Raw genomic sequence first — 16,931 nt, 5'->3', positions numbered from 1 at the left:
CGAACACAGTCTCAGCACGTACCCCTTTGCAATGCGCATACTCATAGTCGAAGACGAGCCGAAAATGGCGTCGTATCTCCGGAAGGGATTGATGGAGGCGAGCTATACGGTCGACGTGGCCGAGAATGGCCAGGACGGCCTGTTCCTGGCGCTGCACGAGAACTTCGACCTGATCGTGCTGGACGTCATGCTGCCCGGCATCGACGGCTTCGAGGTGCTCAAGCGCCTGCGTGAGCAGAAGCAGACGCCGGTGCTCCTGCTGACGGCCCGCGAAGCGATTGAAGACAAGGTGACCGGCCTCGAATTGGGCGCGGACGACTACCTGCCCAAGCCGTTTGCCTACGCCGAGTTCCTGGCCCGCATTCGCGCGCTGCTGCGGCGCGCACCGCGCAACGTCCGGGACATCCTGCACGTCGCCGACCTCGAGGTGGACCTCATCAGGCGGCGGGTGAAGCGCGGCGACACGCGAATCGACCTGACCGCGCAGGAGTTTGCATTGCTGCAGCTCCTCGCCGAACGCGAAGGCGAAGTGCTCACCCGCACCTTCATCACGTCCCAGATATGGGACATGAACTTCGACAGCGACACCAACGTCGTGGACGCCGCGGTCAAGCGCCTGCGCGCGAAAATCGACAACGCCTACGAAAAGAAGCTCATCCACACGATACGCGGGATGGGCTACGTGCTCGAGGATCGCTCGTGACCGGCGGGCCGGCGCCGTACTCGCTGCTTCGGCGGCTGACGCTCGCATTCGCGCTGGTCGCGGGGCTCGTGTTCGCGTTGACCGGCACCTACCTGTACCGGTCGTTGTCGGCGGAACTGCAGCGGCGCGACGACATCGAGATCGGCGGCAAGCTGAACCAGTTCCTGCAGCTCGCGCGCGCGAGCGGCTCGACCGAAGCCATCCGCACGAACCCGGCCGTCGTGCACGAGGTCCTGCTGTCCCATCCCGGGGTCTATCTGGGCATCTACGACAGCCGCAACACGCTGCTGGTCGAGCACACCGACAAGCCGGACGTGAAGCTCGACACGCTCGTCACCGGCCGGCATCCGGTCCGTCGGCCCTTTACCTGCTCGCCCGACGGCGTCGGGCCGTCGCGCTGCATCGTCGCCGAAGTCACGCTGCCGTCCGGCGAAGCCATTCGGGTGGCGCTGGTACGCACGGCGACCGACCGGCAATCGCTGCTCGAAAGCTATCGGGTCGATATCTGGGTCGCGGTCGCCGTCGGCGCGATCCTGGTCGGCGCGCTCGGCTATGCGGTCGCGCGCCGCGGCCTGCGTCCGGTCGAGAGCCTGGGCCGGCAGACCTCCCGCATCGAGGCGCACAACCTGAACGAGCGGCTCGACATCGGCGGCGGCCCGATCGAGCTGCGCGAACTCGCCCTTTCCGTGAATCGCATGCTCGACCGTCTCGAGCGCGCGTTCGTCCGCCTGTCGCAGTTCTCGTCGGACCTCGCGCATGACATGCGCACGCCGCTGGCCAACGTGATCAGCTCGTCGCAGGTCACGTTGTCCAGGCCCAGGACGTCCGACGAATACGAGGCGCTGATCGATTCGAACATCGAGGAATGCGAGCGCCTCCAGCGCATGATCGAGAACATGCTGTTCCTCGCGCGCACCGACAATGCGCAACAACACCTGAAGCTGTCGGACCTCGACGCGGCGACCGAGCTGGGCCGGCTGGCCTCGTACTTCCAGGGCATCGCCGACGAAAAGAGCATCGGCATCGTGGTCGAAGGCGACGTCCGGGTGGCGGCGGATGCCACGCTGTTTCGCCGCGCGGTCAGCAACCTCGTGTCGAACGCGCTCGATCACGCGCTGCCCGGCTCGACGATCGAACTGGCTGCGTTTTCGTCCGCGGGGTTTTCCGTCGTCAAGGTGACGAATCGCGGACGCCCGATCGCGCCGGAGCACATCGACCGCATTTTCGAGCGCTTCTATCGCGTCGACGCGTCGCGGCACGGTTCATCCAGAAATGCGGGCCTGGGGCTCGCCATCGTCAAATCGATCATGGAACTGCACCGCGGCAACGTCGAGGCGGTGAGCAACGACGCAGGCACGACCTTCATCCTGCGCTTTCCCGTTCCGACCGCGGCCTGAACCGTTCGTTACTCGCTTCGCCGTGCGGCGCGTGAGATCCGCGCCGCACGGCGAAACCATTCTGCCGGCGATCAGCGGCCGCCCGGCAGCGCGATGTCGACCAGCACCGGATCGTGATCCGACGAGCGGTACGCGTCGGGCGCGTAGTAGGTCCGCTGCTGCTCGGCGCTCTTGTACGCGAGCGGGTACTGCAGCGCGACCGGCTCGTCCGCGTTGATGTGCCATTCGTGCACGGCCTTCACGTGCGCCGCGAGCGGCAGCGACGCGAGCGCGTGATCGAGATAGCCCGCTTCGCCGTTGTAGACGTAGCTGTACGCATCGGCGCCGACCCAGCGCGACACGAGGTTCCGGTAGCCGCGCGACTCGAGCAGGCGGATCGGGTCTTCATGCGTGTAGCTGTTGAAATCGCCGATCAGCAGCACGCCCTGGCTCGACGCGCCGGTCGGCGTGCCGGCGAGCCAGTCGGCGAGCTTGGCCGCCGCGCGCGTGCGCGTCGCGTTCCAGCAGCCCTGGCCGTCGCCCTGGTCGAGATCGTCGCTCGCCGCGTCCGGGCAGTTCTTCGATTTCAGATGGTTGACCGCGACCGTCAGCGCATGCTTGCCGCCGACGCGCCGGAACGTCTGCGCGAGCGGCTGGCGGTTCTTGTCGTCGATCGCGAGCGTCGCCGCGCGGCCGACCGGTTCGACCTTGCGACTGTCGTAGATCAGCGCGACCGCGATCGCGTCGCCGCCGAGCCGCGCCGTGCCCGGATCGACGACGCGCCAGTCGGCGCCGAGCTTCGCCGCGAGCTGACGCACCGCGCTCAGTTCGCCGTAGCCGTTGTTCTGGATTTCCATCAGGCCGATCACGTCGGCGTCGAGCGCCTTCAGCGCGCTGACGATCTTCGCGTCCTGGCGCACGAACTCCTGATAGGTCTTCGCGCCGCGGTTGGCCGGATCGTCGAAGCCGCCGCCCAGGCCATTGCCGTTGAAATAATTGAGGACATTGAACGACGCGACGCGCAGGTTCGCGTGCCGGTCGCGCGCGGGCGCCGCGATGCGCGGATTCGCGCGCGCATCGAACGCCGGCGCGGCGGCGCCGGGCACCGGCTGCAGGCGCCATGCGCCGTAGCGCATCTCGAGCACGCCTTCGACGTTGCTGACCGTGTAGCCCGCGCGCAGCGTGTTCGCGGCGGAGAGCCCGGGCGCCGGATACGGGACGGTCGCCGGGTTCTGCTTGTTCGAGCCGTCGTCGAGGACCAGCCGGTTGCGCGCGTTCGCGTCGATTTGCGCCTGCGCCTGCGCGGGCGGCACGACGCTCGTCGGCGTGCGCAGGCGGCCGTTGCTGAGCAGCACGCTGCCGTAGCGGCCGAGCTCGTAGGTGTCGGTGACGTTCAGCTTCTGCGGCAAACGCACCAGCATCCCTTCATACGCGGCGAACGTGTTCACGTTGTCGACGGGCAGCGTGAGCGTCGCGGGCGTGACCGACTGGCCGTTCGCGCACACCGCGATGCCGCCCGCCAGCGTGAGCTGCGTCTGCCCGTATTTCTCCTCGACCTTGCCCGTCACGTGGACGAGATCGCCCGCCTTCGCGCGCGCTTTGGGCGCATAGACGAACAGCCCTTCGGAGACGCCCGGCTGGTTGCGGCGCTGCGCATCGGCCTGCTGGACGAAGAAGCCGCCGAAGCCGTCGGCGCCGCCGAACTCGGCGGTGACCACCGCTTCGATCGACACGTTCTGGCCGGCGAGCGGCGACGGCGCGCCCGGCCCCTGGATCTCGGCGATCGGCGTCGCGCTGCCGCCGCAGGTCGCGCTGACGGGCGCGGCGGTGGCCGCGAGCGCCGGCGCGGCGGCAAGGGCGGGCAGGAGCAACAGGAGGGCAGACACGGGAATCGGAGCACGCATGACGGAGAGTCCGGTTGTGAGGGTGCCGAAAGCTTAGCGGTGCTTGGTGACAGTTTTTGGTAAGACAAAGAATGGCGTATGTAATGTTGCCGAACGCTCCGGACGGCCTGACGCGTGGCGGCCGCTCCGGATCGCCGGGAGGCCGTGCGCAGCCGCCTCGGCCCGAGGGCAGGCGCTCTCGCGCCGTTCCTTGCGCGATCCCCGAGCCGAAACCCGCGTCGCCAATTACTACGAAAAATTACATGTGCTATCGTTCGGCCCACTTGTGCCGTTGGTCGCTCGCGACTCGCGCGCGCGTCGCTACGCCGGCCTGTTGGCCCCAGATAAATCACGCCCGGTCCGCCGGCGAACTCCAGACTCATGCAGATCCAGAACGCCCGCCGCTGGGCGCCACGCGGGCCACGGCGATGGGTTGCCGCACTCGCCGCGCTGGGCCTGGCGAGCGGTGTGCGCCTCCTGTTGCACCCGCTGCTCGGTCCTGTCATGCCGGGCACCGCTTTCAGCGTCGCCGCCGTGCTGATCGAGTACTACTTCGGCCTTGCGCCCGCGCTGACCGTATTGCTGGCCGGCCTGTGCATCGCCGACTACCTGTTCGTGCCGCCTTATGGCGTGTTCGGCGTCATCGATCGCTCCGACATCCTGTTCGTGGTGTCGTACCCGCTGATCGCGCTCGTGCTGATCACCCTGATCGAGCGCCTGAGGCGCGCGCAATTCCGCGCGGAACTGATCGCCTCCGTCGCGCAGTCGCGCTACGAGATGCTGCTGCGCCACGACAACGAACGCTTGCTCGCGCGCCGCGCGATCGATGAAACGCACCGGCTGCTGCATCACCTGTCGCAGTACCACCGGACCTTCGTGCTGATGCAGGCGCTCGAACACAACCCCGCATGGAGCGGCGGCCCGAGCGGCCCGACGAGCGGCGCTCATGCCGCGCTGCCGCCGCCGGCGGAAATCGCGCCCGGCCCCCGCTTCGACGACGTCGACCCGGACGATCTCTGCCGCCTGTCGAAGACCCTCTCGGCCGGCCGGCACCGCGTGCGGTTGCGCCGGTCCGCCGCGCGTGCGACGGGCGACGCGGCGGGCGACGGCGCCAGGCGGTTCGTCGACTGCGTCTGCGAACGCTTCACGACGCACGCGGGCGATTTCCTCGTGCTGCGCATCGACGACTGACGCAAGGCTCGCACATGTCAATCTCCGCCAGAACGGTCTTCAACGAAGGCGAAGGCGATGGCCACGCCGTGCTGATGCTGCACGGGCTGTCCAGCTCCCCGCTGGAATTCCGCTATCTCGCGCGCTTCCTGAACGACGAGGGCTTCACGACGTGCGCGCCGGTGCTGGACGGCTATAGCGCCGGCACGCCGGAACAGGCGATGGAGCAATGGCTCGACGCCGCGACGCGCGAATACGACGCGCTCGCCGCACGCTACGAACGCGTGTCGATCTGCGGACTGTCGATCGGCGCGGCGCTGGCGCTGGCGCTCGCGCATCGCCGTCCGCAGGCGCAGGCCGTCGCGCTGCTGTCGCTCACCCTCGCGTACGACGGCTGGGCGATCCCGTGGTATCGCTTCCTGCTGAACTGGGCGTATTACTCGCCGCTGCGCTACCGCTACCGGTATCGCGAATCGGCGCCTTACGGCCTGCGCAACGAGGCGCTGCGCGCGAAGATCGCGCGTGCGATGAGCCGCGACAACTTCAGCGAAATCGGTCCGTCGACGATCTCGCTCCCCGCCCTGCACCAGGCCAGCCGGCTTGCGGCTTGCGTGCGCCCGAAAGTGCGCGCGATCCGCAACGACTGCCTGATCATCCATGCCATCGACGACGAAACATCGAGCCCGCGCAATGCGCGCTTCATTGCTTCGTCGATCGGGGCCAGCTTCCTGCGAACCATCTGGCTCGACGACTCGTATCACATGATCACTTCCGACAACGAACGCGAAATCGTCGCGCGGGAAACCGCGCTGTTCCTGCGCGAAAGCGAAATGGCAAGCCGCACGGGCGACGCCGGCGCCAAGCCGGTCGTCTCGAAGGCGCTGGCGCGCCGCCTGCGGCAACTGGCGACGCTGGGCAAGGGGCAGACGTCGTGATGAAGCTGCCTGCGTTCCTCACCGCAAAACGGGCCGCGCTGCTGGCGGCGGGATTGTCGCTGACCGTCTGCGCGCTCGACGCCTCGGCCGCCGACGCGGCGGCCCAGCCCGCCGGCAAATGGAAGATCGCGTTCGGGCCGGGCCTGTTCGTCTCGCCGCAATACCCGGGCTCGCGGGACTTGCGCGTGTTCCCCTATCCCGCGCTCGACATTTCCTACGACGACCGCATCTTCTCGCAAGGCCCCGACGTGCTGGGCGTGAACGTGATACGCGGCGACGACTATCACGTCGGCGCAGCCATCACCCTCGATTTCGTGTCGCGCCACGAGAGCGACGATCCGCACCTGCACGGGCTCGGCAACGTGAACGCCGGCCCGAAGCTGAAGCTCTTCGCCGACTACACGGTCTGGATGTTCACGGGCTCCGTCGCGATGTATCAGGACATCGCCGGACACCACCAGGGCAAGACCGTGCTCACCGATCTCTATGCGTCGCTGCCCGTCGGCGGCTGGCTGTTCTCCGCCGGGCCCGGCTTCACGTGGGCGGACGCCACCTATACGCGCACGTTCTTCGGCGTGTCGAACCAGCAGAGCGCGGCGTCGGGGCTGCCTGTCTACAACACGGGCGCGGGCATCCGCGACGTGCACCTGAACGGCTACGTCAGCTACGACTTCTCGAAGCACTGGGTCGGCTCGGTCGCGGTGACGCTCGGGCGCTTGCAGCACCATGCCGCGTCGAGCCCGATCACCGAGCGCAGGACCGAGCTCAATACGCTCGCGTCGGTCAACTATCGCTTCTGATCGGGAAGGGTTTCGCGGCGGAATGGGCTCGTCCGATGCGCATCGGACGAGCGCGCACCCGCATCACGCTCTTCGACGAACACTTTCATGCATCTTCTAGCAACAGCAGTCGCTTCGCCATTCTGCGAGCATTACCAGATGGCGTACCTCTACTGCAGCGACGTGCAAAGCGGCTACTGCTTCTCGCTGTCACGCTTTCCCGACGACGCATCGATCGAAATCATGGTCGTCGACCAACGCACCTACAAGGTGGACGATCTGGATTCCGTACGGTTCACCGGCCATTCGATCCACGTCGTTATCGACGCTCGGACGGCAGGGCACCTCGACAACGCAACCCGATACGACATCACGCTCGTACCCGGCGAATACGATGCGGACGCGATTCGCGCCGCGCTGGAAAAAATCTTCGAGGGAAAGGCCGGGTATCGTGCGCACGGTGGCGAATCCTGACGCCACACGTTGATTCGCGCCGCCGCTCAGCGCCTGGCCTTCGACCTGTTCAGCGCCACCGCATCGCGCACGAGCGTCTTCAACGCGCGTTCGTCGATCGTTTCCCCTTCGCGGAAATCGATCGCGCGCCGCGTGTTCCCTTCGAGACTGGAATTGAACAGGCCGGCGGGATCCTGCAATGCCGCCCCTTTCGCGAAGGTCATCTTCACGACGCTCTTGTAGGTCTCGCCGGTGCAGATGATGCCGCCATCCGACCACACCGGCACCCCGCGCCACTTCCACTCCTCGACGACGTCGGGATCAGCTTCCTTGACGAGCGCCCTCAGCCGGCCGAGCATCTCGCCGCGCCAGTCGCCCAATTCCTCGATTCTCGCGTCGATAAGTTGCGAAGGTGACTGGCCGTTCTCCTGCTGCGACTCGCTTTTCTTCATGCGCGCTTCTCCTTGGACGTGAATGCCGAAATTGCCGTACGGAACCCGCTTCGTTTCGCGTCGTGAAGGCCGATGTCAATCCGGTCGCGCCAGCACATGCTCCAGCGCCGCGAGGAATTTCTGCCAGCCGTATTTCGCACCTTGGTACGCCTGTTCCTGATCCTGCCGGAATCCCGACTGCTCCATCCGCAGGAGGGTCCCGGTTTTCGTCGGGGTGAGCGTCCAGGTCACGACGCTGTCGAGGCCGTAGGCGGCCCACGTATAAGACAGCGTCCGGTGCGGCTCGACCGCGAGCACCCGGCAATCGACCGCGCCCCAGTCCGCGCTCAGGCTGAAGCGGTGATCGACAACGGGCTCGAAGTCGTTCCGCATCAGCCACTCCGCGAGCAGATGCGGCTGCGTGAGCGTGCGCCAGATTTTCTCCGGCGGATACGGCACCTCCCGTTCGACAACGACGGAGCGCGTTTCTGTCTCGGCATTGCTCATTGATCCATCCTCCGGAGCAGGTCTTCAAGCCGGTCGAACCGGCCCTGCCAGAAGCCGGTCATCCGGCTCGTCCAGTCGATCAGCGGGGCCAGCGCGCCGAGTTGCGCGCTGTAATGCGTCTGCCGGCCCGCGTGACGGTCACGCACCAGGCCGGCCTCCTTCAGGACACCGAGATGCTTCGACACGGCCGGCTGCGAAATCCCGGCCCGCGCCGTCAGTGCGCCGACCGTCTGCTCGCCCTCGCGACACAAGCGCTCGAAGATCGCCCGCCGGGTCGGGTCGGCGAGCGTTCTGAAGAGCACATCGTGATCGTTCTGCATGTCGAATTCATAACTCCCGGGTTATGGATTGAATATAGTCGAGGATCGGCGTGCGTCAAGCGGGAATGTCGAAACGTCTTCCGCCTCGGCCACCGCGAGCAGAAACGACTCGATCGCCGCCACCAGCGCGAGCGGGGTTTCGTTCATCGGATAGTGGCCGGCGTTCGCCAGCACCTCGACCGTGGCCAGCGGATACCGCCGCAGGTAGGTCTCCGCCATCAGCGCCGCATTGAACGTCGGATCGTGCTCGCCCACCAGCACCTTCACCGGATGCCGCCCGACAATCTCGTCGCTGAAGTCCGTATCGGCCCATGCGTGGAAGTAGGCGGCAAACGCTTCCGGCGACGAATGCGCTGCCGAATACGCCGCTTTCCATTCGACCCACGACGACGGCAAGCGGCCGCCGGTGCTGCGGTCGATGATGGTTCGCCGATTGCCCGGATGCGCGGCGGCGCCTTCGAACAGCGCACGCTTTGCGGCGTCGAACGCGATGCCGCCGCACGGAACAGGCGCGACCGGCACCAGCGAACGCACGCGCTCGGGCGCGCATGCGGCAATCTTCTCGATCGCCATGGCGCCCATCGAATGACCGACGAGGCTGAAGGTGCGAAAGCCAAGCGCATCCGCGAGCGCAAGCGCATCGGCGGCAATCTCGTCGATCGTGTAAGCGCCGCGCGTGTCGCGGCTGTCGCCATAGCCTCGATAATCGACGAATACGTAGGAAAACCGATCTCTCGAAAGCCAGGCTTCGATCGGCTCGAACGAGCGCGCGTCGCCGAACCAGCCGTGCAGCACGAGAACAGCATGAGGACCGTTCCCCACGCGATGAAAGGAATTGGGCATATCGACTCCGGAAGAATCACGATCAGGCGTCCGGCGACTGGTTCGACTGCGTCGTCGCGTCACGCGTGAAACGGATCGTAGGCCGCTCGATCAAGGCCCGCCTTCGACGTCAGGCCATTCGCTATAGAATCCGGGCCATGCGAAATACCCTGCTCGATCCCTACGAGAACATCCCGCGCAGCGTGGTGGTGACCGCGAACGACTATCCGGCCGGCCTGACGTTCCCGACGCACGCGCATCGACGCGGGCAGTTCGCGTTCGCATCGCGCGGCGCAATCAGCATGGCCACCCCGCAGGGCCGCTGGCTTGTGCCGCCGCAGCGGGCCTGCTGGGTCCCGGCCGGCGTCGTGCATGAAATGACGATGAGCGGCCCGGTCACGATGCTCAATACCTTCGTGTCGGACGACGCGGCGCATGCGGCGGGACTGCCCGACCATTGCTGCGTGTACGGCGTATCGCCGTTGCTGAAGCAGTTGCTCGACGGCGCGATCGACCTCCCGGCGCTGTACGACGTCGACGGGCGCGCCGGCAAGCTGATGGCCTTGCTCGTCGCGGAAATGGCGGCCATGCCGCGCCTGTCGCTACATGCGCCGTTGCCGGACGATCCGCGGCTGGCACGCGTGTGCCGGCAACTGTTCGAAGCGCCGTCGATCGCAATCGCTCTCGACACGGTGGCGGCCGACGCCGGGATGAGCCGACGCACCTTCACGCGCCTCTTCCGCGACCAGACCGGCGTGAGCTTCGCCGCATGGCGGCAGCAGGTCTGCCTGCTCGCGGCGGTCGCGCGCCTGAGCGAGGGGCAGCCGGTGACCCGGGTCGCGCTCGACCTCGGCTACGCGAGCCCGAGCGCGTTCACGTCCGCGTTTCGGCGCGTGCTTGGCGAAACGCCGAGCCGGTATCTGGAAGTTCAGCGGCACGATGCGCCGACGGCAGGCCGAAACTGATTCACCGACACGGCGCCTAGGTCAGCAGCCCGTCCGCCGCCAGCACGTGCTGCACCGACGCCCGGCTCCTGACCCGCTCGTACCATGCCTCGAGATGACGATACGCGCCGAGGTCGATATCCGCGTTGTACACCGACCGCATCCACGCGGCCTTGCCCCAGCCCGTCAGCGCGAACAGATACGTGTCCGCGATCGTGAACGCGTCGCCCAGCAGGAAGGTTCGCCCCGCCAGTTGCCGGTCGGTCCACGCAAAGCGGCTGTCGAGCTTTCTTCGCGCGGGCTCCACGTACTTGCCGGCCAGGCCCGCATACAGCAGCGGGATGAATCCCTTGTGGATTTCCGCCGTCAGGAAATTGAGCCACTCGAGCAGCCGATAGCGTTCCATCGTGCCGTGCGCCGGCGCGAGCCCCGCTTCCGGCCGCTGGTCGGCCAGGAACTGGGCGATGACGGGCCCTTCCCGCAGGCACGTGCCGTCGTCGAGTTCGAGCAGCGGCACGTAGCCGAGCTCGGCGACGTCGTAGTAGTCGCGGCCGTCTTCGATCACGTGCTTGCGGGGATCGACCTCGACGATGTCGATGTCCAGCCCGAGCTCGCGGAGCACGACAAGAATGGCCTGCGAACAGCTGCCGGGGGCGTGGTAGAGCTTCATGGCGTTCCTTGAGGTTTCGATATGCGACGATGCGGGCGCTAATATCACGCATCGAAACACCGATGAGAAGACGGCAGTAGTTTGTGCCGTAGCCACAAAAATTTAACTGACCGAGCCAGCTGCATGAAAACGAGTGCGACCGGATGTTCCGTTGAAGAAGCGATGCGCCTGCTGGGCGGGCGCTGGCGATTGCTGCTGGTGTCGTACCTGCTCGACGGGCCGAAACGCTTCAGCGACCTGCGCCGCGACGTGCCGGGCATCTCGCAGCGGATGTTGACCCTCGATCTCCGGGCGCTCGAAGAGGCCGGGCTCGTCCGGCGAACCGTGTATCCGGAAGTGCCGGTCAAGGTCGAATACGACCTGACCGCCGACGGCGACCGGCTGCGGCCCGTCGTCGAAGTCATGCGCGACTTCGGTCTGTGGCTGAAGGCGCGCGACGCCGAAGCCGCGCACGCGGACTCGGCATGACGACGGCGCACCGGCTGACGCACGCCCACACACTCGATCACGAAGCCCGATGAAACGCTCCTTTCCGCCCCTGCCATTCCTGCACTTCGCCGCGGCCTGCCTCGCCTGCTGCACGCTGCCCGTCGCCGTGCACGCCGCCGAGCCGCTGCTGACGTTCAAGGTCGACCACGACGTGACCGCCCGCATCGAGCGCGCCGACGGCGAGCATTTCACCGTCCGCTTCCTGCCGAGCGGCGCTACGCAGACGCTGGACGTCGGCGTCACCGACGAAGAAGGGCGCTACGATTTCGACACCGCCGACTACAACTTCGATGGCCATCAGGACCTCGCGGTCACCGCGCCGAGCGGCATGGTCAACTTCAGCTACCGGATCTACCTGTACGACGCGGCGCGCCAACGTTTCGTGCCGCTGCGCATGCCGGCGGACGACCTGCCGCACGGCCAGTGCGGCGAACTGACCGACGTCGTCCCGAAGCCGAAGGAGCGTACGCTGTACAGCTCCTGTCGCGGCGGTCCGCTCTGGTACACCGACGCCTATCGCTACGACGGCAACGGTCGGCTGTATCTCTACCGGGCCAACGAAGCGATGCCGGACGACGTGAGCGCGCTGCTCGACGATGCCCCCGGCGTGGGGCCCGCATCGATGCTCGCGACCTACGACGCGCGCGGCCGCCGGGTCGCGCGCCGCCCTGACGCGTACGGCGGCGGCAAGGTCACGTTCAAGGTGCGCGTGGCGCGGTTGCCGCTGCACGATGCGATGACGGATGCGCCGACCCGGCGCAATGTCGTCGCGGGCGACACGCTGGAGATGATCGACGTCAGTCCCGACGCTCGCTGGCTGAAGGTGCGGTATCGCAATCCGCGCGCGGGCGTCGTGTCGGGCTGGATCAGCGTGCGGGAAGCGACGGGCGGCTGACGCGACGCGTCGGCGCTTCCCGCATATTGGAAGCGCGGCATACACTCGAGCCCTTGCGCGCGAGCGCGCCATGACGAACCGGCTCGCCGCGATCCCGTCAACCACACGGCCCAGAGACATGAACCAGAGCGACCGCGCCTGTATCGAGAAAGTGGAAGCGCTATCCGTCGACGAACTGAATGCATGCGACTTCTCGCTGGACATTGCGCACGAACTGAACGCGCCGTATCAGGACCTTCTCGATTGCCGCCCTGTTCCGCTCCGTCGAAAGGACTACGGCTTCGATCCCGCCGGATGGGCGCAGGAAGCCGCCGGCCGCAACGCGCTGTTTCAGGCGACGGCGCGCGGACGGCTCGCCGGATTCGTCGCGATCTCGGAAAGCTGGAACGGCATGGCGGAAATCGCCGAGATCGCGGTCGATCGCGCGCATCGCGGGCGAGGGATCGGGCCATTGCTGCTGTCAGCCGCGACAACGTGGGCGATCAGCGAGCGATTCGATTTCATGCGGCTGGAGACCCAGGCCGACAACGTACCGGCATGCCGCGCGTATGCGCGTGCGGGCTTCGTGCTCGGCGGTCATGATCGCTTCCTGTACGCAGGCAGCGAGAACGACGGCGAGATCGCGCTGTTCTGGTACAAGGACCTGCGCAACGAAGCAACCGGGCGAGCCTGACGTTCTTGCAGACAGCGCATCCGACAGGCCGACCGGACGATGCGATCCGGATCGGCCGACGACGCTCAGAGTTCCTTCACCATGAACACGCGCGCGGTCCCGGCCGGCTGGCACGGCACTTCGCCGAATGCGCGGTAGCCGTGCTTCTCGTAGAACGCAGGCGCCTGGAACGTGATCGTGTACAGCACCGCGCGCGCGCAGCCGCGCTGCTTCGCCTCCGCTTCCGCCGCGTGCAGCAGCTTGCTGCCGAGGCCGTCCTTGCGCAGCGATTCGGGCACGTACAACAGGTCGATGAAGAACAGCCCCAGCGAGGTCCGGCCGACCAGCCCGCCGAGGACTTCCCCGGTCTTCGGGTCGGTCAGGTACACGTCGAGCGCCGTGTTGTCGGGCTGGCCGGTAATCGCGTCGTTGTATTCGTTGAGCTTGCGGCTGATCAGGTCCCGGGCCGTCGGCTGTCCGACAGCGGCCAATTGGATTGCGACGTCTGATTGTGCGGTCATGTGAATGAATGGTTCGGCGAAAGAATGTCGGGCCGTTCGATGCGGCCCCCTCGGAAACTGCCGCGCCATTCTGCCAGATGCGACGGCCCGACACAGGTACTTCCATTGGCCAAGATCTTGATTAAGGCCCCTCTGATTTCGAGAACCTACATCGTGCAGAGCGGACGGAGGTATTTCAACGGCCTGAAAGGTGACAGTCTCAATTCAACGTTTCAGCCGCCCCGCATGATGATGGGCAGGAGCGGCATTTCAGCATGCCTGCCAAAGCAAGCGACTTCAGCTTCTTGATCTAAAATGATGCAATATTTTCCTCATCATCGGGACCTCGAAGTATCGATACACAAACGACGCGCATGAGACCGACAGTATAAGTGCGACAGCAATAAGCGCACTTCCCTCCGGCAGACCGAACTTTTTCCCGGATAACAAATTCAAGAAGAAAAATAGCACCAGAAAGTGAACCATATAAAATGCATAGGAGATCTCCCCCAGCCATACAGAGGTCTCCCCGTTCAGCACGGTTTTCCTGGCCTCCAAATCGTCACGTGCAATTGAGACGATCAACAAGCTGACAGGAATAATGTAAACAACACTCAGACCGAATTGGAACGGGACAAACATCGCCCCGATATATGTTGCAAAAAGCAAGGCGAGCGAAGCGGTTTTCGAAAGCATGGGCGCCCGCCCATTCATCAGCAACCGCGCGACAAACATTCCCGAAATGAATTCGAACAGGCGCGGCGGCGGCAATATATATGAAGCCCAAAAATGTCGCTGCGAGATTTGGAACGCTCCCATCATGTGATTCGGCTCGACCCAAATGTAAATACAAGCCTGCACGAGCAAGGACGCCGCCGTCGCGATTATCAGCCCCCACATGTCGAACTTTTCCGGTATTGCCTTCATCGCTTTAAACAACACCGGGAACATCATATAAAAAAAGGCCTCGATGCAAAGCGACCAACTGGGCCTGTTTGCCACGAAGAAAAATTTGACGTCATCTACCCAAGTGTTTACCAACAGAAGGTTTGACGACCACAGCTTGTATTCCCCCACCCCCACCGCGCCGACCACGAACGCAATCGCCCAAGTCAGACAGTGAGTCGGATAAATCTTCGCGAAGCGTCGCAGGTAAAAGTCGCCAACGGTGTCGTTATCCTTGGCGGACCACACCATAATGAATCCGCTGAGTATGAAGAAGTATGAAACACCCAGCCAGCCTGCTTTACTGACAATAGCGGCAAACACGTGCCGAGTGGTCGGGTCTGAATATGGAGCGAGGTCGCTGGGCAGGGAGGCGTGAAACAAAAATACCAAGAATGCAGCCCAGAATCTACTGCCTGTGAGCGAGGGCAGTTTCGGGCGGGTTGGCGGCCTGACCGCCGTTATTGATCGATCGACCTCCAATTCGCCGAGATCGCTGCTCACAACGCCGACATCCATTTCTCTGGCAATTGCCGAACTCATCGTACTCCTCCGCTACCGTGCATTGAATTTTCGTACTTTGGTGAAAAACATATACACACAGATTGCTTTCCCGCCGCTGCCGGTTGGGGCTCGAAGTGGAAGCCGAGTGCTGCGGCACGGCGCTGCTGTTGCTGCTCCTCGGAGCGCTGCCGTCCCTGTTCGACAAAGGCCTCACCGCAGGTGAGCATGAGGGACACCATGCACGCGAGTTTGTGGGCCGCCGCCGTATTGGCGCGCGGCTTGTCCATATGGGTACACAGCCGCCGGTAGAACGCGCCAAGTGCCGAATCGTTGCGCGAGAGGGCCATGGCCGCCATCTTCAACGCCTGCCTTGCCCGGTTGGCCGGACGCTTCGCCACCCGAAGACAGCACCTTGCCGCCACTGATCTTCATGCCGGGGCATGGCCCCAGCCACGAACAGAAATGCTTGACGCTGGCAAAGCGGCCCAGGTCCGCGCCGATCCCGGATAGCAACGTCATCACGGTACCCACGCCCAGACCGTTGATGGGAGTCAGACCGACACCGGCCCAGTTCGCCAGTCGCTGGCACTCTTCAAACTCGATCCGAAGCTCACTTCCTGCCGTTGGCACAACGCCCACTTCGATCCGGGTTTGGCTATGTTCGTCGAGCAGCCGGTGCAGGCGGGCGACCGTCCGTACCACGCTCTCAGGATGGAGCCGGACCAAGACGCGTCGTTCAGGCGACGCGTATCCGGATTTTCAGTCTGCAATACAGACCCACCGACTTTAGTCGGTGGTTGTTTAGTTATTCGGCATAAGCAAGCTCATATGCTGACTTGTATTTACCGATCCGGCCGAAACCTTGCTCCCCAAAATGCATGCCGCCGACTATGAGTCGGTCCGAGCTGACCATATCGAGCAAGCGCGTGCGTGTCGCCGCCGCCAACGGAGCATCCTTGTCCAACGCGATCGAAACATCCGGCCTGAGCAGCTGAATATTCGGAAAATGAACGATGTCGCCCCAAATGAGAAGATTATCTTTGCTGCCTTCGATCCTGTATCCAGTGTGGCCTGGCGTGTGGCCTTCCAGCGGAATCGAAAAAATCCCGGGAAGCGCCTCTCCCTCTTCGATCAATCGAATGTTTCGCTGATACTTTTTGAATACGTCTCTGGCAAAAAGAAAATTCCCTTTTGCTCGTTCGCTTGCTTCGCTCAGATTCTGATCGTCTTCCAGGTAATGAAACTCGTCACTGCTTATCATCAGTTCCGCATTCGTGAAGATTGGCTCGCCGTCAGGGGTCAGCAATCCGCCGATGTGGTCGGGATGGGCATGAGTGAGGAGAACCGCATCGATACCGCCGGGCTCAACGCCTAGCGCGGCCAGATTGGTTACGAGCCGGCCTCCCCAGCCCTTGATCCCTCCGGCACCGCTGTCGATAAGTATGTTCTTTCCATTCCGACGCACCAGAAATGTATTTATATGGACAGCGGTAAGATCCTTTACTCCCGCATTGCACTGAATTTTCTCGGCTTCGGCTGCATGGATATTCAAGAGCATCCCGAAGTCGAGCTTAAGATAGCCATCGCTAACAGCTGTAACCGATACGTCGCCGAGATCTCTGGTCGGAAAAGTCGCGTTCATAATTTCCCCCTCAGTTCTTCGCATGAATACTGTCATTCTCGTAGGAAAAGCACCGAATTCGCGCCACCACCCCCACCCTCTCTCTAATCAGCAAATCAATCTCACTCACGAAGTCATTTAGCACCGGCGCCGTACGGAATACCTCTTTTCTCAGCTTTACCTCAATATATATCGGCGTTCCAAACCCTATTTCCGAATACACGTAACATACATGAACATTGCTCTCCTTTGCCCTCAGAACCTCCACACACAGATCTTTAAAAGAGGACGACAACTCTGAAGCAATATCAGGTTTCAGACGATTACTTTCA

Annotated in this window: 19 protein-coding genes and 1 pseudogene; 10 read left to right on the top strand and 10 right to left on the bottom strand. The window is 64.2% G+C overall.

Annotated features, from left to right (window positions below):
• Positions 1–31 precede the first annotated feature (31 nt).
• Entirely contained in the window at positions 32–703 is a 672-nt protein-coding gene (locus tag B7P44_RS19895) for a heavy metal response regulator transcription factor (protein ID WP_084907531.1), read from the top strand.
• Positions 700–2,100, top strand: coding sequence for a heavy metal sensor histidine kinase (locus B7P44_RS19890; RefSeq protein ID WP_084907529.1), 1,401 nt, complete (start codon positions 700–702; stop codon positions 2,098–2,100). The genes B7P44_RS19895 and B7P44_RS19890 overlap by 4 nt, the downstream gene beginning before the upstream one ends.
• Before the next feature lie 71 nt (positions 2,101–2,171).
• Here the strand turns inward: B7P44_RS19890 and B7P44_RS19885 are convergent, their stop codons facing one another.
• The gene (locus B7P44_RS19885) at positions 2,172–3,983 is read right to left on the bottom strand and encodes an ExeM/NucH family extracellular endonuclease (protein WP_084907527.1); all 1,812 of its coding nucleotides are present in this window, start codon (positions 3,981–3,983) and stop codon (positions 2,172–2,174) included.
• Between the two features lie 360 nt (positions 3,984–4,343).
• On the opposite strand from B7P44_RS19885, the gene B7P44_RS19880 reads away from it, so the two are divergent.
• The 4 genes from B7P44_RS19880 to B7P44_RS19865 all read left to right on the top strand — a co-directional run bounded on the left by B7P44_RS19880 (position 4,344) and on the right by B7P44_RS19865 (position 7,320).
• Positions 4,344–5,153: a DUF4118 domain-containing protein gene (locus B7P44_RS19880; RefSeq protein ID WP_084907525.1), complete on the top strand. Its 810-nt coding sequence runs from the start codon at positions 4,344–4,346 to the stop codon at positions 5,151–5,153.
• A gap of 14 nt (positions 5,154–5,167) precedes the next feature.
• The gene (locus tag B7P44_RS19875) at positions 5,168–6,067 is read left to right on the top strand and encodes an alpha/beta hydrolase (protein ID WP_084907523.1); all 900 of its coding nucleotides are present in this window, start codon (positions 5,168–5,170) and stop codon (positions 6,065–6,067) included.
• Complete coding sequence (locus B7P44_RS19870) at positions 6,067–6,867, top strand: MipA/OmpV family protein (RefSeq protein WP_084907520.1); 801 nt, start codon at positions 6,067–6,069, stop codon at positions 6,865–6,867. The genes B7P44_RS19875 and B7P44_RS19870 overlap by 1 nt, the downstream gene beginning before the upstream one ends.
• Before the next feature lie 87 nt (positions 6,868–6,954).
• Positions 6,955–7,320: a hypothetical protein gene (locus B7P44_RS19865; protein WP_084907518.1), complete on the top strand. Its 366-nt coding sequence runs from the start codon at positions 6,955–6,957 to the stop codon at positions 7,318–7,320.
• A gap of 26 nt (positions 7,321–7,346) precedes the next feature.
• Here B7P44_RS19865 and B7P44_RS19860 read toward each other — a convergent pair whose 3' ends face one another.
• From B7P44_RS19860 to B7P44_RS19845, 4 genes are all read right to left on the bottom strand, one after another.
• Complete coding sequence (locus B7P44_RS19860; RefSeq protein ID WP_084907516.1) at positions 7,347–7,751, bottom strand: DUF1801 domain-containing protein; 405 nt, start codon at positions 7,749–7,751, stop codon at positions 7,347–7,349.
• 75 nt (positions 7,752–7,826) lie between these two features.
• On the bottom strand, positions 7,827–8,237 hold the full coding sequence (locus tag B7P44_RS19855; RefSeq protein ID WP_084907514.1) for an SRPBCC family protein: 411 nt from the start codon (positions 8,235–8,237) through the stop codon (positions 7,827–7,829).
• Positions 8,234–8,557: an ArsR/SmtB family transcription factor gene (locus tag B7P44_RS19850; RefSeq protein ID WP_084907512.1), complete on the bottom strand. Its 324-nt coding sequence runs from the start codon at positions 8,555–8,557 to the stop codon at positions 8,234–8,236. Before B7P44_RS19850 ends, B7P44_RS19855 begins: the two co-directional genes overlap by 4 nt.
• Positions 8,558–8,578: 21 nt before the next feature.
• Positions 8,579–9,400: an alpha/beta fold hydrolase gene (locus tag B7P44_RS19845; RefSeq protein WP_084907510.1), complete on the bottom strand. Its 822-nt coding sequence runs from the start codon at positions 9,398–9,400 to the stop codon at positions 8,579–8,581.
• A 137-nt stretch (positions 9,401–9,537) separates the two neighbouring features.
• On the opposite strand from B7P44_RS19845, the gene B7P44_RS19840 reads away from it, so the two are divergent.
• On the top strand, positions 9,538–10,344 hold the full coding sequence (locus tag B7P44_RS19840; protein WP_084907508.1) for an AraC family transcriptional regulator: 807 nt from the start codon (positions 9,538–9,540) through the stop codon (positions 10,342–10,344).
• 16 nt (positions 10,345–10,360) lie between these two features.
• Here B7P44_RS19840 and B7P44_RS19835 read toward each other — a convergent pair whose 3' ends face one another.
• Positions 10,361–10,993, bottom strand: coding sequence for a glutathione binding-like protein (locus tag B7P44_RS19835; RefSeq protein ID WP_084907506.1), 633 nt, complete (start codon positions 10,991–10,993; stop codon positions 10,361–10,363).
• Positions 10,994–11,116: 123 nt separating this feature from the next.
• Here B7P44_RS19835 and B7P44_RS19830 point away from each other — a divergent pair, with 123 nt between their 5' ends.
• From B7P44_RS19830 to B7P44_RS19820, 3 genes are all read left to right on the top strand, one after another.
• Positions 11,117–11,461, top strand: a complete 345-nt coding sequence (locus B7P44_RS19830) for a winged helix-turn-helix transcriptional regulator (protein ID WP_084907504.1) — start codon at positions 11,117–11,119, stop codon at positions 11,459–11,461.
• Positions 11,462–11,510: 49 nt separating this feature from the next.
• Positions 11,511–12,377 (top strand): FG-GAP repeat protein, encoded by an 867-nt coding sequence (locus tag B7P44_RS19825; RefSeq protein WP_084907502.1) that lies wholly within the window; start codon positions 11,511–11,513, stop codon positions 12,375–12,377.
• A 118-nt stretch (positions 12,378–12,495) separates the two neighbouring features.
• Positions 12,496–13,050: a GNAT family N-acetyltransferase gene (locus tag B7P44_RS19820; protein WP_084907500.1), complete on the top strand. Its 555-nt coding sequence runs from the start codon at positions 12,496–12,498 to the stop codon at positions 13,048–13,050.
• Between the two features lie 65 nt (positions 13,051–13,115).
• Here B7P44_RS19820 and B7P44_RS19815 read toward each other — a convergent pair whose 3' ends face one another.
• The 4 genes and pseudogenes from B7P44_RS19815 to B7P44_RS19800 all read right to left on the bottom strand — a co-directional run bounded on the left by B7P44_RS19815 (position 13,116) and on the right by B7P44_RS19800 (position 16,644).
• A complete protein-coding gene (locus tag B7P44_RS19815; RefSeq protein ID WP_084907498.1) occupies positions 13,116–13,550 on the bottom strand; it encodes a GNAT family N-acetyltransferase in 435 nt (144 codons plus the stop codon).
• Between the two features lie 276 nt (positions 13,551–13,826).
• Positions 13,827–15,017: an acyltransferase family protein gene (locus B7P44_RS19810; protein ID WP_084907496.1), complete on the bottom strand. Its 1,191-nt coding sequence runs from the start codon at positions 15,015–15,017 to the stop codon at positions 13,827–13,829.
• Positions 15,018–15,088: 71 nt separating this feature from the next.
• A pseudogene (locus tag B7P44_RS19805) lies at positions 15,089–15,665 on the bottom strand (transposase); the annotation flags it as partial.
• A 118-nt stretch (positions 15,666–15,783) separates the two neighbouring features.
• Positions 15,784–16,644 carry an MBL fold metallo-hydrolase gene (locus B7P44_RS19800; RefSeq protein WP_231716788.1) on the bottom strand — a complete coding sequence of 287 codons (861 nt, stop codon included), beginning with the start codon at positions 16,642–16,644 and terminating at the stop codon, positions 15,784–15,786.
• Positions 16,645–16,931: the final 287 nt, after the last annotated feature.

It is taken from the genome of Burkholderia ubonensis subsp. mesacidophila (assembly GCF_002097715.1).
In the GTDB taxonomy this organism is placed as follows: Bacteria; Pseudomonadota; Gammaproteobacteria; order Burkholderiales; family Burkholderiaceae; genus Burkholderia; species Burkholderia mesacidophila.
The sequence above is the reverse complement of the archived record's forward strand: the minus strand, read 5'-3'. Positions and strand labels throughout refer to the sequence as shown.

Bases quoted from the DNA above. Each gene is read 5' to 3' on its own strand.
- B7P44_RS19895 (WP_084907531.1), top strand. From the start codon at position 32: ATGCGCATACTCATAGTCGAAGACGAGCCGAAAATGGCGTCGTATCTC.
- B7P44_RS19885 (WP_084907527.1), bottom strand. From the start codon at position 3,983: ATGCGTGCTCCGATTCCCGTGTCTGCCCTCCTGTTGCTCCTGCCCGCC.
- B7P44_RS19880 (WP_084907525.1), top strand. From the start codon at position 4,344: ATGCAGATCCAGAACGCCCGCCGCTGGGCGCCACGCGGGCCACGGCGA.
- B7P44_RS19875 (WP_084907523.1), top strand. From the start codon at position 5,168: ATGTCAATCTCCGCCAGAACGGTCTTCAACGAAGGCGAAGGCGATGGC.
- B7P44_RS19870 (WP_084907520.1), top strand. From the start codon at position 6,067: ATGAAGCTGCCTGCGTTCCTCACCGCAAAACGGGCCGCGCTGCTGGCG.
- B7P44_RS19865 (WP_084907518.1), top strand. From the start codon at position 6,955: ATGCATCTTCTAGCAACAGCAGTCGCTTCGCCATTCTGCGAGCATTAC.
- B7P44_RS19860 (WP_084907516.1), bottom strand. From the start codon at position 7,751: ATGAAGAAAAGCGAGTCGCAGCAGGAGAACGGCCAGTCACCTTCGCAA.
- B7P44_RS19855 (WP_084907514.1), bottom strand. From the start codon at position 8,237: ATGAGCAATGCCGAGACAGAAACGCGCTCCGTCGTTGTCGAACGGGAG.
- B7P44_RS19850 (WP_084907512.1), bottom strand. From the start codon at position 8,557: ATGCAGAACGATCACGATGTGCTCTTCAGAACGCTCGCCGACCCGACC.
- B7P44_RS19845 (WP_084907510.1), bottom strand. From the start codon at position 9,400: ATGCCCAATTCCTTTCATCGCGTGGGGAACGGTCCTCATGCTGTTCTC.
- B7P44_RS19840 (WP_084907508.1), top strand. From the start codon at position 9,538: ATGCGAAATACCCTGCTCGATCCCTACGAGAACATCCCGCGCAGCGTG.
- B7P44_RS19835 (WP_084907506.1), bottom strand. From the start codon at position 10,993: ATGAAGCTCTACCACGCCCCCGGCAGCTGTTCGCAGGCCATTCTTGTC.
- B7P44_RS19830 (WP_084907504.1), top strand. From the start codon at position 11,117: ATGAAAACGAGTGCGACCGGATGTTCCGTTGAAGAAGCGATGCGCCTG.
- B7P44_RS19825 (WP_084907502.1), top strand. From the start codon at position 11,511: ATGAAACGCTCCTTTCCGCCCCTGCCATTCCTGCACTTCGCCGCGGCC.
- B7P44_RS19820 (WP_084907500.1), top strand. From the start codon at position 12,496: ATGAACCAGAGCGACCGCGCCTGTATCGAGAAAGTGGAAGCGCTATCC.
- B7P44_RS19815 (WP_084907498.1), bottom strand. From the start codon at position 13,550: ATGACCGCACAATCAGACGTCGCAATCCAATTGGCCGCTGTCGGACAG.
- B7P44_RS19810 (WP_084907496.1), bottom strand. From the start codon at position 15,017: ATGAGTTCGGCAATTGCCAGAGAAATGGATGTCGGCGTTGTGAGCAGC.
- B7P44_RS19800 (WP_231716788.1), bottom strand. From the start codon at position 16,644: ATGCGAAGAACTGAGGGGGAAATTATGAACGCGACTTTTCCGACCAGA.